Consider the following 15,765-nt stretch of genomic DNA (forward strand, 5'->3'; position numbering starts at 1 on the left):
ACATGACAGACTGTCAAGAAAAGTACCGCAGCTACACGGCTCATACCGGGCAAGGCAGGCCCTCTTGCGCAAAGGTTATGTTATATCATAATGTATAGTCTGATGCTGTGTTGAGGCCCCTCCCCGATGCACAGCCCGTTGCCTGACGAGGGAGAACGCCATGACAGCCCACACCAGACAGTCCAACGAACGCACCCCGCGTGCTGAGATATGGAAACGGTATGACGGCGATGACTGGGCCGCCTTTGAGCAGTTGCCTGCCGCCATCCGGCTACGCCTGCATGAACACGCCTATGATGCGTGGTCCGTCAACGCGCTCATGCTCTGGCGGCATTACAAGCGTATTTACGGGGCCACACCACGCGCAGAACGTGCCTTGATCCGGTATCTGGATTATTGCGAGCGGCTGGAACGCGGTGAATTTGCCACCCGCTATGCGGCCCGCTATGGCACAGACCTGCCGCATGATGCCGCGCAAAGCAGCATATTGCGGTACTGCCCGCCAACAGACCCACGCAAATGCGCCTGACCATGTTTTTTGCACCAAAAAACGGTTGTTTCTGATACACCCGAGGACACGTATTTCTCCTTGGGGTTGTTTTCATGGTCTTGCGGTCTTTCTTGCTTGCCTGTTCCGTTGCTCTTGTGCCGGTGGCCACCGCTCATGCGGCCACACCCAACGAGCAGGCAACAGCGCGTATTTTCAACACTGTACGCACTGACCCTGAACGCCTTGCCATGTTCATGCGGCAGTTCCCCAAAGGGGCAGACCTGCATAACCATCTGGTCGGGGCCATTTATGCGGAAAGCTATTTAAAATGGGCCGCGCAGGATGGATTGTGCATCAACACGGGCAGTAACCGTATTCTGCCCGAAGCCTGTGCAACGCCGGCCAAGCCAGATCAGGTGCCCGCAACAGCCCTGAGCCACAATGCGCAGGCCACAAACAGCCTGATTGATGCCCTGTCCATGCGTGATTTTGTGCCCACGGCACAGGACCGCTCCGGCCATGACCATTTTTTTGCAACCTTTGACAAATTTGGCCCTGCTGCTGAACGGCATAGCGGAGACAGTCTGGCAGAAGCCATGGAACGCGCCGCCCGTGACCATGTCAGCTATGTTGAGTTCATGATCTCCCCCGCTTTGGGCGGCATGATCGGGGCTGGCTTTAAACATCCTTTGCACAACGAAGATTTTTCTGCCGCCATGGATGGCTTGAAAGCGGAAATTCCCACCCTTGTCGCCGCCGCGCGCAAAGAAACCGATGCTATGGAGCAGCAGGCCCATGCAGTGCTGCACTGTGGCACGGCGGAGGCACGCCCCGGCTGCGCCGTAACCGTGCGCTACCTGTACCAGACCCTGCGTGTGCTGCCGCCGCAAGCCGTGTTTTCCCAGCTTTATGCAGGCTATGAAGTTGTAAAGGCAGATCCCCGCTTTGTGGGCGTAAACTTTGTATGCCCTGAAGATGATCTGGTCGCCATGCGGGATTATGACCTACATATGCGCATGTTCCACGCCCTGAACGCCGTGTACCCCGATGTAAAGCTGAGCCTGCATGCCGGGGAAATTACCCCCGGCCAGGTTCCACCTGAAGGGCTGGACCATCACATTCGCGCCGCCATGGATGAAGCAGGGGCCAAGCGTATTGGCCATGGCGTGGATGTAGCGTGGGAAAAAGACCCCGACCGCCTGTTGCAGGACATGGCGCGCAAGCAGGTGATGGTGGAAATTAACCTGACCAGTAACGATGTGATTTTGAACATCAAAGGCAAAGATCACCCGTTTGCGCTCTACCGGCGGGCAGGTGTACCCATGGCGCTTTCTACGGATGATGAAGGGGTATCCCGTGGTGATCTGACGCAGGAATATGTGCGTGCCGCTACCACATGGCCACTCTCTTATCAGGAGTTTAAAACGCTCTCACGCAATGGGCTGACCTATGCTTTTGTGCCGGGAGAAAGTCTGTGGCAGGGCACGACACTGAACCCGGCTTGCAAGACAGAAAATAGCAAGAGCTGCACAGATTTTCTGGCAAAAAATGAAAAAGCACGCCTGCAAATGGCTTTGGAAGAAAAATTCAGTAATTTTGAAGCTGAAACTGTCAAAAACCCGCTTTTTCAAAACTAACTCTATGCCCCCCTTGCTTTATACAGGGGGCGTCTGCCGCCAGCGCCGTGCCGCACGGGCAAAGGCGGTCTGGTCAGAATAACCCAGATGGCTTGCCAGTGCAGCCTTGCTCCACTGGCCGGACTTCAGGTGTTTTTCGGCCTCCTGATACCGGACGGCATCCAGAATATCCCTGAAACCTGCTTGGGTTTTCTCCAGTTCTCTTTGCAGTGTGCGCACGGAATATCCAAGCCTTGCTGCAATGCTCCCCACTGTGCAAGGCCCCTGCCCCATCTGCTGCTGGATCTCCGCTTTGACACGGCCTACCATATCGTGCGGTGCAGGCAGTTCGGCCATCATGCGGCGGGTCAGCTCTTCAAGATAGGCGCGAGCACGGTCTGGCTGGTCATGCACCGGGCGCTCAAAAGCTGTTCTTTCAAAAACAGCTTTGTAAAACGGCCTGTCAAATATAATCGGGCAGTCCGGCATGGCGCTGCAACTTTGGCCACCCGGCGCGGGGCACGCTGCCTCCACCCGCAATGGGGGCGTTTCAAGCCCCAAAGCAAGATGCGGCAGGCGCACCATGTTCACCAAAGCCCAAAGCTGCCCGGCATGACGTACAACGGCTGGCATGGAGCCATGGGGCTGAGACCACTCATACACAACCTCGGCCCTATAACGGGTTTTGCTGATGTTAACCGTAATGGCAGGATGAATAAGGCGGCTATACAGGCTCATCATCTGGTAGGCCTCGGACAAGCTGGCACTGTGGGCAACAAGTTGCCCCACCACCCCACAGTCCTGCAACGCTACATGCTGTGCCAGCACACTCCCTAACCGGGCATCCGCCCCGGTGCGGCGCACAAGGTCGGCCAGAACCTTACCATGCACCTGCACCCAGTTATGCGGGGCTTGCCCCGCACTCTGCGCTCTTATGGTCTGCTGGATGAGAGCGCACTCCCGCCGGGTTAAATACCCCGCCCGGATGGCCGCAGAGAGCAGCATGTCTGTAGCGATCATCATAATGGTGAGACCTATGATACGGAAACACAATCAGTTTGGCGTAAAATGTCAAATTATTGGCGCGTTATGTCAAATCAGGCCGTGACGAACATGCTTACATTTCGGCCTCTCTTCCCTCTATGAAAGCGTTTTTCATGGCTGAGCATACCCCATCACCCCAACGCTTTGGCACGACCCGCTTTTTTGCCAATCAGACATTTCATTTCCAAACCTTGCGAGTGTTGAACGACATTGCCGCAAATGGCGCGGACCTGAACGAGGTGCTGTTGACCATTGGCAGCATTGAGGAAGGGAATACTGACTGCTGGTACCAGAAATTTGCAGAACTGGCAGAGCGCACGCAAGCCCGCATTCCCGGCTGTATGGACCGGTTGAGTACGGCCTACGCCTGGTTACGGGCGCATAATTACTGGCGCACAGCAGAATTTTTACTGACCCCGCAGGACCCGCGCCGTCTTACCGCATGGGCCAACCAGATAGCCGCCTTTGACCAAGGACTGACTGTGGCTGGCGTGCCTTATACGCGCCTGTCTGTCCCGTATGAGGGGGCGTCCTTACGCGCCATTGTGTATTCAGGCCCGGAGGGATGGGAAAAGCGCCCGTTGATTGTGTGTTGCGGCGGATATGACTCTACTTTGGAGGAGCTCTATTTTGTGCTGGTCAAGGCCGCATATGATCGTGGCTATGGCGTTCTGACCTATGAAGGCCCCGGACAGGGGGCCGCCTTGCGGGTGCACGGGCTAACCTTTACCCCGGCGTGGGAAAAGCCAACCCGCGCCGTGCTGGATATGTTTGAGCAAACCTATTTTACCGCTGCCAAGACAATTCTGGTTGGCATGAGCATGGGGGGCTATCTGGCCCCACGCGCCGCAGCGTTTGAGCCACGCCTTGATGGCGTTGTAGCCTATGATGTGTTTTTTGATATGGGCAGCGTAGCCCAACGCTACGCCCAGAGCGCACAGACGGCTGAGGCCCGAAACAACCCGGATATTACATGGGCTATTGATAATGCCTTCTGGACGCTGGGGGTCAATACGCTTGATGCCGTGATTACAGCCTTGCAGCAGTACAGTCTGGCACCGGTTGCCGCCGCCATAACCTGCGATGTACTCACTCTGGTGGGGGAAAAAGACCATTTTATTCCCGCCTCTCAAGCGCAGGATTTTGAAGCCGCCTGCACCCACGCCCGCTCCTGCGAGACGGTTTATTACGACAGACCCTCCGGCGGCGCGGAGCACTGCCAGTTAGGTGCCCAGACATTATGGCACGCGACCTTTTTTGACTGGATGGCACGCAAGTTTTCATCATGATGCCCACGGCACAGCGGCCAGACGCTGTGCCAGATAGTCCAGCAGCACCGTAACCCGCAAAGGCCGCAGACTGCTGGGCGGCGTAACAAGGTAGAGGGCAATAGGGTCACTCTGCCAGTCAGGGTACAGCACCTGAAGCTGACCTTTCTGCACCGCATCCCACACCATGAACTGCGGTAGAACGGCATAACCCTGCCCAGCCAGCAGAGCGGGCAGAAAGGCCTCCGCATTATTGGCCCGCAGACGTGCGGTCTGGGCCAGAACATATGTTTCACCTGATGCATGGCTCAACTTGATGGTGCCGGGGGCTGGCGTGCTAGTGTACACAAACCCCTTATGCTGCATCAGGTCCCGTGGGTGTGGGCCTAACGGTGTACGCTGTGCCCAATGCGGTGTTGCCACCACCAGTAATCTGACCGTGCAGAGCTTGCGCGCCTTGAGCGAGGAATCTGCCAGTGCGGCGATGCGTAAGGCAAGGTCATGCCCTTCGGCCACAAGGTCTATCACGGCATCATTAAAGTCTATCGTCAGGTCAATTTCAGGATACTGGCTAAAAAAATCTGGCAAAAGTGGTGAAAGGTGCTGCACACCAAAGGTCATGGGGGCGGCCATTCTGACCACGCCAGCCGGGAGCAGCGTACCCGCACGGGCCAGGCTTTCCGCACTATAGGCCTCACTCAGCAGGCGGCTGGCATGACCCAGAACATGCCGCCCCGTTTCTGTCAGGGAAATCTGGCGGGAGGTCCGGCTGAAAAGCGCCACACCAAGCTGCCCTTCAAGCCGACTGACAGCTTTGGAAATAGTGGGTTTGGACAGGGCAAGCGCCTCTGCCGTTCTGGCAAAGGACCCGTGCTCCGCCACGCTGGCAAATATGGCCCATGCTTCAAGGTCCGGCAGTGTCATTGGTAAACTTTCGGAAACGGTGTGTTTCCTGTGTTTCTATATCTTTACGGAGGCTGACGCCTTACATTTTTCATCAACACCACCCGTCTTTATTCTACGAAAGGCTTGTATGATGATTGAGGTTCGACCTTTTGCGACACTGGGCCACGCCAACCACGGCTGGCTGGACGCAACATACCATTTCTCCTTCTCCCAGTATTTTGACCCAAAACGCATGCACTGGGGCACCGTGCGTGTGTGGAATGATGATATTATTGCCCCCGGCGGCGGCTTTCCTACCCACCCACATCAGGACATGGAAATTGTTACCTATGTGCGTGAAGGAGCCATTACGCATGAGGACAGTCTGGGCAACAAGGGCCGCACCGAGGCCGGGGATATACAGGTTATGTCCGCCGGCACAGGAATCCGGCATAGTGAATACAACCTTGAGGATACCCCGACCCGGTGCTTCCAGATCTGGATTTTGCCCGACCGGAAAGGTCGTAAACCATCATGGGGCACACGCCCTTTCCCCAAGGCAGACCGAAGCGGAAAATTTGTTGTTCTGGCCTCCGGCCACGCGGAGGATGAAGGGGCCCTGACCCTGAATACCGATGCCCGCCTGATGGCCGCAACACTCCCCGCTGGCCAGACCCTCACCTACAGTCTGGGCAAAGACCGTGTTGCGTATCTGGTTGTGGCCAAAGGGCGCATTACCATTGGCGACCAACAGGCCGGTGAGCGGGACGGCGTTGCTCTTGCGGAACTGGAAACCGTGTCCATCACGGCAACTGAGGACGCAGAACTTGTAATGGTGGAAACACCCTACCTCCCCACCGCATGAAGAAAAGGGGCTGAGAGCGTTCCTGCGCCCAGCCCCATCTTTCCTGCCAGCCTGAGAATGGCTGGACTATTACTGAAGGACCGGCTTGCCCAAAGCAGGGTCCGTCAGGCCGCTTTTGCCTGTTTCAACATGCCCGGCCAGACGGGTTTCAGACGCAGCATCCCCCTGCACACGCACTGTCACATCATACCACTGGGCACTTTTGCCCAAGGCAATGCTGTGCCGCACCGTGGCATGAGGTGCGAGCGTGAGCGCCTGTGCCGCGTAGCCATAAGCATTGTCATGCAGCGTGACGTGCTGCGCGTGTGCCGTAACATTATGCAGCACGACTGTCAGGCTGCCTGTGGCCCCTTGGTCCTGCGAGCCAACGCTCACGGTTTTATGCCGGGTCCGATGAAAATACCGCACAAACCCATTTGGCCCCATAATCGTGAAGCGCGAGGTCTGGCCTTCTGGCAGGGCAAAGCTGTCTTCCAGTGTTGCACCCGCCCCTACCGTATAACGGAACGGCTTTTCACTGGACTGTTCCCGATACACATAGAAACAGGCACCTGTGGTGCTGGTATTGTCGAACCGCAGGGTCAGGGTATCCGCCTTGCCGGGCACTTCGGTTACTGCCAGCACATAGGGCAGTGGGCGGGCCGGACGGGTGCCGGGTTCCTGCGTACCAATATCCTCATTCGTACTCTGGGTGGGGATGGCTGGGTCTGGCAGTTTGCAGGATAGGTCCACCTGCTGCCGGTAGTCTGAGGTATCGGGCAGATTGCCTTTCAGTCCCTGCTTGCGGGAGAAGTCAAACGCACTGACAAGGTCACCACACACAGACCGACGCCACGGGGTAATATTCTCTTCCCGCACGCCAAACCGTGCCTCGATGAACCTTAAAACTGATGTGTGGTCAAAGACTTCTGAGCACACATAACCGCCTGTGCTCCAGGGTGATAGGGCCAGCATGGGCACACGTGGGCCAAGGCCATACGGCAGGTTATCAACCTTGTAACGGTCAGGCTCATGCGGGGTGATGCGGTTATGAATTTCACCTGTCACATCCACCGTGCTTTTACCCGGCAGCACAGGGGTGGGCGGCTGCGGTGGAGGCACGTGGTCAAAATACCCATCGTTTTCATCATACATGACCAGCAGGACGGTTTTGGCCCAAACGTCCGGGTTGGCGGTCAAGGCGTTAAGTACGCGGGCAATATAGGTAGCCCCATAGCCGGGGGTCCAACGGGGGTGCTCGGAATAGGCAGCGGGTGGCAGAAGCCAGGAGACCTGTGGCAGCTTATCCGCCAGCACATCCTGGCGCAGGTCCGCTAGAGTGCGTTTGGTATTGGCACGCTGTTGCAGTGCAGACCCTTCCAGCGCATCTACAAAATTTTTAAAATTCATCAGCACATTGGTGCCGAAATTACCGTTCTCAACATCCGCTGGGGCAAGACCCTGCTGATAAATCTGCCAGCTTACGCCAGCGGCTTCCAGACGCTCCGGGTACGTGGTCCAGTTATACGGGGCTGGCACTTTGGGGTAGAAGGCACGGTCCACCCAGTCCACATTGTCCAGTGCGGGGCCACCACCTATGCCGTCTCCATCCACTGTACCGGTCATCAGGTAAAAGCGGTTGGGGTGTGTCTGGGTTGGGGTGGAGCAGAAATAATGGTCACACACGGTAAAGGCATCGGCCAGCGCGTAATGGTAGGGTATGTCCTCCCGCGCATAATAGGCCATGGTCATGTCTGTCTTGTGGCGGGGCCACTGGTCGTTCCAGCCTGCATTAATGGCTGCGTGTGTAGGGTACCAGTTATGGTCCAGGTCCAGCACGCACTGGGCACTGCTGACATGGGTGCGCAACTGGAACGGCATGATGCGCCCTGCCCCCGGCTGCTTACGCCACTGGGACCATACCGGCGTGCCATCCGGTGAGCGTACGGGGTGCCGGTCTGACACACCGCGCACACCACTCAGATGCCCGAAATAATGGTCGAACGAGCGGTTTTCCTGCATGAGCACTACAATATGCTCAACGTCTTCCAGTGTACCACTCCGGCGCTCCGCCGGGATGGCCAACGCCCGGTTGATGGAAGCCAAAAGGCCAGCCGTAACAAGCCCACTGCTTCCCTTAAGTAACCCTCTGCGCCCGATAACCGGCATAAATCCTCACTTTTACAAGACAGTAGATACAAAAAAGCCCCTCTCCTCCTTGTGGGAAGAGAGGGGCCTTTGCAAGCAGGATTTTTAGAAATCGCTGCTGATAGTTGCAAGGGCAGCAAACGGAGACGCAACACGATAGTAAGCTGTCTTGCCCGTAATGGTGCCACCATTGACGCCGGTTGAAGAGTTAGCAGCCACCACGGGTGAACTGACATAACCAAGATAACGATTGTTAGACAGGTTTTGCAGGTTCAAACGAATGATCGGGCTTTTGAAAATGCCCCATTTTGGAAAGCGATAGCCCATGTGAATGTTCATACGCAGATAACCTGGAATATGCTCATCGTTCATGAACGTGGAATACTGCTTGGCAGTATATTTCAGGTTAAAGCCAATAAAGCGTGGGCCGTCATCATAGTCCAGACCAAAAGCAACCATGTAAGACGGTGATTGTGGAGAGACTTTGCCCTTGGTGCGGGCATAGTCACTAATAACCGCGCCGTTAAGCGTACTGGTGCTGAGAATATTGCTGTCTGTTACCGCATGGAGATATTCAAAGGAAACATATGGACGCAGATGGTAAATAGGCCGCGTGCCAATTTCTGCATCCACACCATCAGAATGCGAACCACCAGCATTAATGTTTGTTGTAATCGTCTGGTTGTTCTCATTCAAAAGTGTCTGGCTGAACAGACGGTTTGTAAAGTTATAATGGAAGTATGTGATGGAGGTAGAGAGAAGGTCATCCTGATAACGCCAGCCAGCTTCTTCCGAAATTGAAATTTCGGGGTTCTGGTTCGGATTAGCCTGCGTGGAATATCTCTTTGTTATTTTGTTATAAGTGCCTGAATCGTATAGTGCATAGTTGGTCGGCATACGGAAATTGGTAGCAACCGATGCAAACAATTGGTTATGCGCGTCAATTTTATAACGGATAGCCGCTGTTGGCAGTGCCGTATTGTAGTTCGTGTTAACGTACTTCTGTGCACTTGTCTGTTCGAGACCGGGCAGATTATTTGTGCCACGGCGGCGCACGATAGAATATTTCAGACCCGCATCAATTGTCAGCTTATCATGGAACAGTGACAGGCTGTCGCCAATAAACGGCGTGTGCACTTCGGTCTGTGTCAAAGTGTCGCGGTATTGCGCTGTCTGACCGTTACTGAGGACAACATTATTATTGTCACCCCATAGGCCGCTTTCCGGCCGACCATCGTCACCTACCATGCTGTATGGTGAAGTCTGGTGCTGCTTTGAATATTCAAACCAGTAACCAACCATCAGACGGTTAGGTCCGGCTGTCCATGTCATTTTAGTCGTCGCACCAGGGCGATAGGTTTGGGTCAAAGAAGGATTATACAGCAGCGGACTACCTGCTGTGGTCTGCCCATTAATGCTACCTGGCAGCGTTGTTGGGCCATAAGGCATCTGGGACATGTTGGTGCCATAAGCACCACCGCCGTTACCGTAGCCATACCAGAAATAGGGCGTTTCAGTCAGGACAAGGTGATCCGTCAATTTGAAGGTAGACGGCATAGAAGCATAAATATTGGTGAAGGGGTTCATTCTTAATTTGTAGTAATTATTGTCCCCTTTGAAAAAGTTTTTGTCATAAACGGTGTTTGCTGGCTGACCTTTTGCAATCCCGCTGCTTCCAACAGGGTTGATAAAACCAGTTCCCCACTGTTTCCAACTTGCAAGACTAGTTGTCGGATAAGAGCTGTTGTTCAAAGAGTTGCCAATAACTGCAAGCGATACACGGTTACCATCGCCCCAGTCGTTCACGATTTTCATTTCGCCGTGCTTTTTGTCGTCCATACCCGGCCCGCGCCAGTGATCCTGACGGCCTTGAGAGTAGGAGAAATACGCACGCAGATTCGTGTTACCAAGATAGCCTGTATCGAAGCGCGCAAAGCCGCGTGTTGCGTTGTAAGACCCGTAGGTCATGTCAACATGGCCGCCCATCTTCTTTTTGGGGTCGATCATATACATGTCAACCACGCCGCCCGTTGCACTGATATGCGGGCTGTCAAGATCCGCAGAGCCTTGCGCCAGACGTACAGTCTTCAAATTCTCTGCGTCTGCAATTTCCTGTGCATATACGGCAAAATTCCCGATATCATTAATCGGGAAACCTTCAAGGGTAAAACCCATTTGGGAGCTGGTAAGCCCACGCACAGTAATATCACCGCCCGTCATGCCCAACGGATCTGTGTCTGACACGTTAGCGCCTGGCAACAGAGCGATAAGCTGGACTGGGTTCATACCCGGGTTCTGTTTTGCGATGTAATCGCGCGTTACGGCGGACACGGACTTGGGAGCATCTGTCGGGGTCATCAGACCGCCGCCAAAGGCGCGTCCTGTATCACCATCGCCCAGGTCATGGGTGTGCCCATGCACTTCCACTTTTTCGTCTTCTACTGCGTCTGTTGGGGAGGTAGCGCCCAACATGGAAGGAGCACTGGATGCAGTTTTCTCTTTCTGTTTTTCCTTCACCGGACGGTGTTTGGCAGCGACACCAGACGTTTTTTTGTCTGATGTTGTGTCGGCCATTGCCACCAAAGGTGAGGAGAGAACTGTGGAACAGATCAGGCAGGCCAAGACTGAGGTGTGCCGTTTAAAAAACATCCATTTTTCTTTCAGCATGGAGGCATGGGTGGGGAATTCATGCGCATCTTATTTAAATTTTTTTTGAATAAAAGGCATTCATAAATAATTCACAAAACTTTTCGGAGGAAATTTTGATGCGCCGTTTTTGTATCGTTACGTTCTAACTTTTGCTGTCATAGATTACATTTTTTGTTATATGATCGCTCCAGAAAAAACAGTTATTTCGCCCTTGTTTTAACGTTACGGGTAATTAATCAATGCAACTGTCTCGTTTTCGCCACACCGTTTTGAGCGCTGGAATAGCCCTTGGGCTTGTCGCGTCCTCTGCCCAGGCATTAGCATGGGGGCGTGAAGGCCATGCCGCCGTTGCCGCGCTGGCATGGAAGTATCTATCCCCTACCGTGCAGCAAAAAGTCACCACTCTGCTCCAGCAGGACAAGGACACACTGACCCCACCGGATCTGATGTCCCGCGCCTCCTGGGCCGATGCATGGCGGGCGGCAAACCACCCTGAGACAGGCATGTGGCACTTTGTCGATATTGAGCTGGACCACCCAGATATTGCTCAGGCCTGCTACAATTTTCCGGAGCAGGGCCAGACCGCAAGCACAGGTCCGGCAAAAGATTGTGTAGTCAATAAAATTTCTGCTTTTGAGAAAGAACTGTCTGACCCCGCAGCCCCTGCAGCAGAACGTATTCTTGCCCTGAAATATATTGTGCATTTTGTGGGCGACCTGCACCAGCCGCTGCACTCTGCCGATAACCACGACAAAGGCGGCAACTGCGTCCGCATTGCTCTGGGCGGCCCTCGTACAAGCAACCTGCATTCCTACTGGGATACGCAGGTTGTCTCTGAACTCTCCCCCAGTGCAGACAAACTAGCCGATTCTCTGTTTGAGGGTATCAGCTCCGCGGACAAGCAGAGCTGGCAGCAGGGCAGCCCCACTGACTGGGCGCAGGAAAGTTTTGCACTGGCACGGGATTATGCCTACCGCCTGCCCGTACACCCTGGTTGTGACCCGGATAGCGCCCCCATCACCCTGCCCGAAGGGTATGACGCGGCGGCCCAAAGTGTCGTGCGCCAACAGCTTATGAAGGCGGGTGTGCGGCTTGCCTTTATTCTCAATACAAGCCTGCAAGCTCCGGCTGAAACCTCAGCACACTAAAAGACACATAGGGCGGTGCAATGTGCACTCGCCCTACCCCCTCCTCAGATCTCGGCCCATTGCCGGACCAGATTATGATAGGTGGATGTCAGACCCAGCACGGCGGCGTGGTCATCAGGAAGCGCCTTTCGGGCCTCGATAATGGAGAGGTCAAAGTTATAGAGCAGTGCTCTCTTGCTATCGTCCTTCACCAGAGACTGCGTCCAGAAAAACGAGGCCCATCGGCTTCCCCGCGTGACGGGATTGACGGAGTGCAGACTGGTTGATGGATATACCACCATATGGCCCGCAGGGAGCTTCACGGTTTGCGTGCCATATGTATCCTGAATAACCAGTTCTCCCCCGTCATACTCTTCAGGGTCGCTGAGGAAGAGTGTGGTGGACACATCCGTCCGAATACGGAAACCTGTGCCCGGCAAGGCACGAATGGCGTTATCGACATGGGCATGAAACCGCATGCCTTCATCATACCGGTTGAACAGGGGCGGATAGACCCGTAAAGGCAGGGCCGCGCTGGTAAAAACCTGATTCCGCCCTAAAGCCTTCAGAACCAGTTGCCCCAGTTCCTTACTTTCGTCCGAGTGCTCTGGCACCTGAAGGTTGTATTTGGCCTTGGCTGACTGCTCCCCTGCCGTAACCTTGCCATCCACCCAGCCCGCTGCCTCCAGGAGTTTGCGGCAATAGGTCACCTCTTCTGGTGTCAAGACATCTGGTATGCACACGAGCATCTGCTTGGTTCCTTACACGGCTATGGGCAGCCTTTGAGTGCGCCAAGTGTAAAAGAGCCGTTGCCAACATGCAATTGCGTGTTGTTTGCATATATGCGGCAAAAAAAAACGCGGGGCACATACGCCCCGCGTTTTTCTGATACAAACCCTGTAAAGCCTTAGGGTGCCCTGCGGCCAAAGAAGAAGCTGATAATAAGCAGGACCACAAAAACAAAAACCAGAATTTTGGCAACGCCAGCAAAACTGGCCGCAGCCCCACCAAACCCGAACAATGACGCCACAAGCGCCAGAATCAGGAAAATAAGCACCCACCGTAAAATAGCCATAACGTCTTTCCTCACACCTTAGTGCCGGTTCCTTCATTCAAGGGAACGCTGGCGATTTTCGTATGGGTCTCTCAACGCGGGCTAGTCAAAAAGGTTCATCGTAAACTGTTATTAAAACAGAATGATATGCTGATCCGTTATTCTGAACCTGGGATAACATCGTACCCGGCACTGCCCGGTGCGGGACCACGCGGAGGGGCATTGCCAATGGTCACACTGACAAGCTGCCCGGACGTTGGGCCAAGTTCACGCGCATCAATAGCAGTCCCCAGTTCTCCGTTGGAGCCTGTCCCCACGGCGTAAAGCGTCTGGCCGGGTTTAAGCCATGCTTGCAGGCGTGCTGCTTCCCGCGGGGCGAGGTGAATAACGCTGTGGTCTTTAAGCACAACGCCAGCAATCTGGCCTTCCAGCGTATAAAGCGGGAGCCAGATTTCACCATGCAGGACAATATCCGGCCCGGTTATCATTTCAGGGGACTGCTGCTGGAGAGCAATAAAGCCGTCCTGCATGGTACGACCACGCGGGCTGGTAATACCAAAAGCCCGGATAAGGGCCAAAGAGCGCGCTTTTATCCCACGGATGGAAACGGTGTCTCCCGGCTTGATAAGCCCTGCAAGGGTGTGACCCTGCTCTGGTGAGACAAGAACCTGCGTGCCATCAGCCAGCACAAGCCCAAGAACACCACCGTGAGACGATGGCAGAAACTGCACCACCTTGCCACTGAACTGCGGCAGGCCGGACAGGTCATACACGCCAGAGGCCTGCTGCTCCGTAACCGTTTGATGGGCGGCAAAGGATGCCTGGGAGGAACCCTGCCGGGCAGCAGGGGCGGCAACCGCTGTAGAGGTGGCCAGCAGGAGAGCCGTAAAAGAGAACAGTGAGCGCATGGGTCAACCAATAAAGCCATCTGTGCCCGGCGTTTCGAGACTGCCGGACACGGATGTGTGGAACTTTACGCTATTGTTCGTGAATTATCCTGCGCCGACAAGCGCAGGATAAGCGTGTCAGTGGCGGAAGTGGCGCATACCAGTGAAGACCATGGCAATGCCTGCTGCATCTGCTGCGGCAATGACCTCATCATCCCGAATGGAACCACCGGGCTGAATAACAGCCGTAGCCCCGGCTGCCACAATGGTTTCCAGACCATCGGCAAACGGGAAGAATGCATCGGATGCTGCAACGGACCCTTGGGTCAGAGGTGCATCCAGCCCGGCAGCCTTTGCTGCTTCACCACTTTTGCTGGCAGCGATACGCGCGGAATCGACCCGGCTCATCTGCCCCGCACCAATGCCAACTGTTGCGTTGTTCTTGGTATAGACAATGGCGTTGGACTTCACATGCTTGGCCACACGGAAGGCAAATATCAGGTCTTCCATTTCCTGCGCGGTCGGGGCGCGCTTGGTCACAACCTTCAGGGACTCGGGTGTAATGCGCCCGTTGTCCCGTGTTTGCGCCAGAAAACCACCCGCAACGGAGCGTACCACCACACCAGCGGCTGTCGGGTCTGGCAGAGCGCCGGTCAGCAGCAGGCGCAGATTCTTTTTGCGCGCCAGCACAGCCTTTGCCTCTTCGTCCGCATCTGGCGCGACAATGACCTCAGTAAAGATGGTGGCAATCTGCTCAGCCGTTGCGGCGTCCAGAGTGCGGTTAAGAGCCACTATACCGCCAAAGGCGGAAACAGGGTCACACCGCAGGGCGCTGTGCCATGCTTCGGTCAGGGATGTGCCAACAGCAACGCCGCACGGGTTGGCATGTTTGACAATAACCACAGCGGGTTTGTCGAACTCAGCCACGGCTTCAAAAGCGGCGTCCGTGTCGTTAATGTTGTTGTACGACAGGGCCTTACCCTGAATCTGCTGAGCGGTCGCAACACCGGGGCGCGTGCTGCCATCGCGGTAGAAAGCGGCTTGCTGGTGCGGGTTTTCACCATAACGCAGGGTTTCTGCCCGCTTGCCTGCCAGCGCAAAGCGCTCAGGCAGGTCATCCTTTGCCTGTCCGGCAAACCATGCAGCAATGGCGGCATCATACGCAGCGGTCCGGGCATAGGCAGCCCCGGCATACGCACGGCGCTGTTCCAGTGTGCTGCCACCGTTGCCCAGTGCCTCAATAAGGCCAGCATACTGGTCCGTGTCTGTCAGAACCACCACATGGTCGTGGTTTTTGGCCGCAGCGCGGATAAGGGCTGGGCCGCCAATATCAATATTCTCAATGCAGTCTTCAGCGCCTGCGCCGGAGGCAACGGTTTTTTCAAACGGGTACAGATTGACCGCCACCAGATCGATCGGGGCAATGCCATGCTCTTCCATCTGGGCTGTGTGGGCAGGCAGGTCCCGACGGCCCAGAATGCCACCATGAATTTTGGGCACCAGCGTTTTAACGCGGCCATCCAGAATTTCTGGAAAACCGGTATGATCGGACACTTCCGTAACCGGCAACCCGGCATCCCGCAGAGCTTTGGCAGACCCGCCGGTGGACAGAATTTCCGCCCCATGCGCGACAAGCGCACGCCCAAGGTCAAGAAGCTGGGTTTTGTCTGAAACAGAAATAAGGGCGCGGCGCACAGGCAGCGGAGAGTGGCTCATGAACGGAGACCTTTCGCACGGCTAGAAAGCAGTAAAG

Annotated in this window: 13 protein-coding genes; 5 read left to right on the forward strand and 8 right to left on the reverse strand. The window is 55.3% G+C overall.

Annotated features, from left to right (window positions below):
- Positions 1–160: 160 nt before the first annotated feature.
- Positions 161–529, forward strand: coding sequence for a DUF6525 family protein (locus tag Abci_RS03175; protein ID WP_048837719.1), 369 nt, complete (start codon positions 161–163; stop codon positions 527–529).
- Positions 530–603: 74 nt separating this feature from the next.
- The gene (locus Abci_RS03180) at positions 604–2,127 is read left to right on the forward strand and encodes an adenosine deaminase family protein (protein ID WP_048837720.1); all 1,524 of its coding nucleotides are present in this window, start codon (positions 604–606) and stop codon (positions 2,125–2,127) included.
- 18 nt (positions 2,128–2,145) lie between these two features.
- Here the strand turns inward: Abci_RS03180 and Abci_RS03185 are convergent, their stop codons facing one another.
- The gene (locus Abci_RS03185) at positions 2,146–3,129 is read right to left on the reverse strand and encodes an AraC family transcriptional regulator ligand-binding domain-containing protein (RefSeq protein WP_048837721.1); all 984 of its coding nucleotides are present in this window, start codon (positions 3,127–3,129) and stop codon (positions 2,146–2,148) included.
- A gap of 134 nt (positions 3,130–3,263) precedes the next feature.
- Between Abci_RS03185 and Abci_RS03190 the strand changes: the two genes are divergently transcribed.
- Positions 3,264–4,439 carry an alpha/beta hydrolase family protein gene (locus Abci_RS03190; RefSeq protein ID WP_048837906.1) on the forward strand — a complete coding sequence of 392 codons (1,176 nt, stop codon included), beginning with the start codon at positions 3,264–3,266 and terminating at the stop codon, positions 4,437–4,439.
- Here Abci_RS03190 and Abci_RS03195 read toward each other — a convergent pair.
- Positions 4,434–5,342 carry a LysR family transcriptional regulator gene (locus Abci_RS03195; protein WP_048837722.1) on the reverse strand — a complete coding sequence of 303 codons (909 nt, stop codon included), beginning with the start codon at positions 5,340–5,342 and terminating at the stop codon, positions 4,434–4,436. The genes Abci_RS03190 and Abci_RS03195 overlap by 6 nt on opposite strands.
- 112 nt (positions 5,343–5,454) lie before the next feature.
- Here Abci_RS03195 and Abci_RS03200 point away from each other — a divergent pair, with 112 nt between their 5' ends.
- Positions 5,455–6,168 (forward strand): pirin family protein, encoded by a 714-nt coding sequence (locus Abci_RS03200; protein ID WP_048837723.1) that lies wholly within the window; start codon positions 5,455–5,457, stop codon positions 6,166–6,168.
- Positions 6,169–6,237: 69 nt separating this feature from the next.
- Here Abci_RS03200 and Abci_RS03205 read toward each other — a convergent pair whose 3' ends face one another.
- Positions 6,238–8,316, reverse strand: coding sequence for a phosphocholine-specific phospholipase C (locus Abci_RS03205; protein ID WP_048837724.1), 2,079 nt, complete (start codon positions 8,314–8,316; stop codon positions 6,238–6,240).
- Between the two features lie 84 nt (positions 8,317–8,400).
- Complete coding sequence (locus tag Abci_RS03210; RefSeq protein ID WP_048837907.1) at positions 8,401–10,944, reverse strand: TonB-dependent receptor; 2,544 nt, start codon at positions 10,942–10,944, stop codon at positions 8,401–8,403.
- A 239-nt stretch (positions 10,945–11,183) separates the two neighbouring features.
- Here Abci_RS03210 and Abci_RS03215 point away from each other — a divergent pair, with 239 nt between their 5' ends.
- On the forward strand, positions 11,184–12,092 hold the full coding sequence (locus Abci_RS03215) for a S1/P1 nuclease (protein ID WP_048837725.1): 909 nt from the start codon (positions 11,184–11,186) through the stop codon (positions 12,090–12,092).
- Positions 12,093–12,136: 44 nt separating this feature from the next.
- On the opposite strand, the gene Abci_RS03220 is transcribed toward Abci_RS03215, so the two are convergent.
- The 4 genes from Abci_RS03220 to purH all read right to left on the reverse strand — a co-directional run bounded on the left by Abci_RS03220 (position 12,137) and on the right by purH (position 15,728).
- Entirely contained in the window at positions 12,137–12,820 is a 684-nt protein-coding gene (locus tag Abci_RS03220; protein WP_048837726.1) for a Fe2+-dependent dioxygenase, read from the reverse strand.
- Positions 12,821–12,978: 158 nt separating this feature from the next.
- Positions 12,979–13,146, reverse strand: a complete 168-nt coding sequence (locus Abci_RS03225) for a DUF1328 domain-containing protein (RefSeq protein WP_048837727.1) — start codon at positions 13,144–13,146, stop codon at positions 12,979–12,981.
- A 137-nt stretch (positions 13,147–13,283) separates the two neighbouring features.
- Positions 13,284–14,033 carry a hypothetical protein gene (locus tag Abci_RS03230; RefSeq protein WP_048837728.1) on the reverse strand — a complete coding sequence of 250 codons (750 nt, stop codon included), beginning with the start codon at positions 14,031–14,033 and terminating at the stop codon, positions 13,284–13,286.
- A gap of 117 nt (positions 14,034–14,150) precedes the next feature.
- Complete coding sequence (gene purH / locus Abci_RS03235) at positions 14,151–15,728, reverse strand: bifunctional phosphoribosylaminoimidazolecarboxamide formyltransferase/IMP cyclohydrolase (protein ID WP_048837729.1); 1,578 nt, start codon at positions 15,726–15,728, stop codon at positions 14,151–14,153.
- Between the last annotated feature and the right edge of the window lie 37 nt (positions 15,729–15,765).

Origin of the sequence: Acetobacter cibinongensis (genome assembly GCF_000963925.1) — a bacterium.
In the GTDB taxonomy this organism is placed as follows: Bacteria; Pseudomonadota; Alphaproteobacteria; order Acetobacterales; family Acetobacteraceae; genus Acetobacter; species Acetobacter cibinongensis.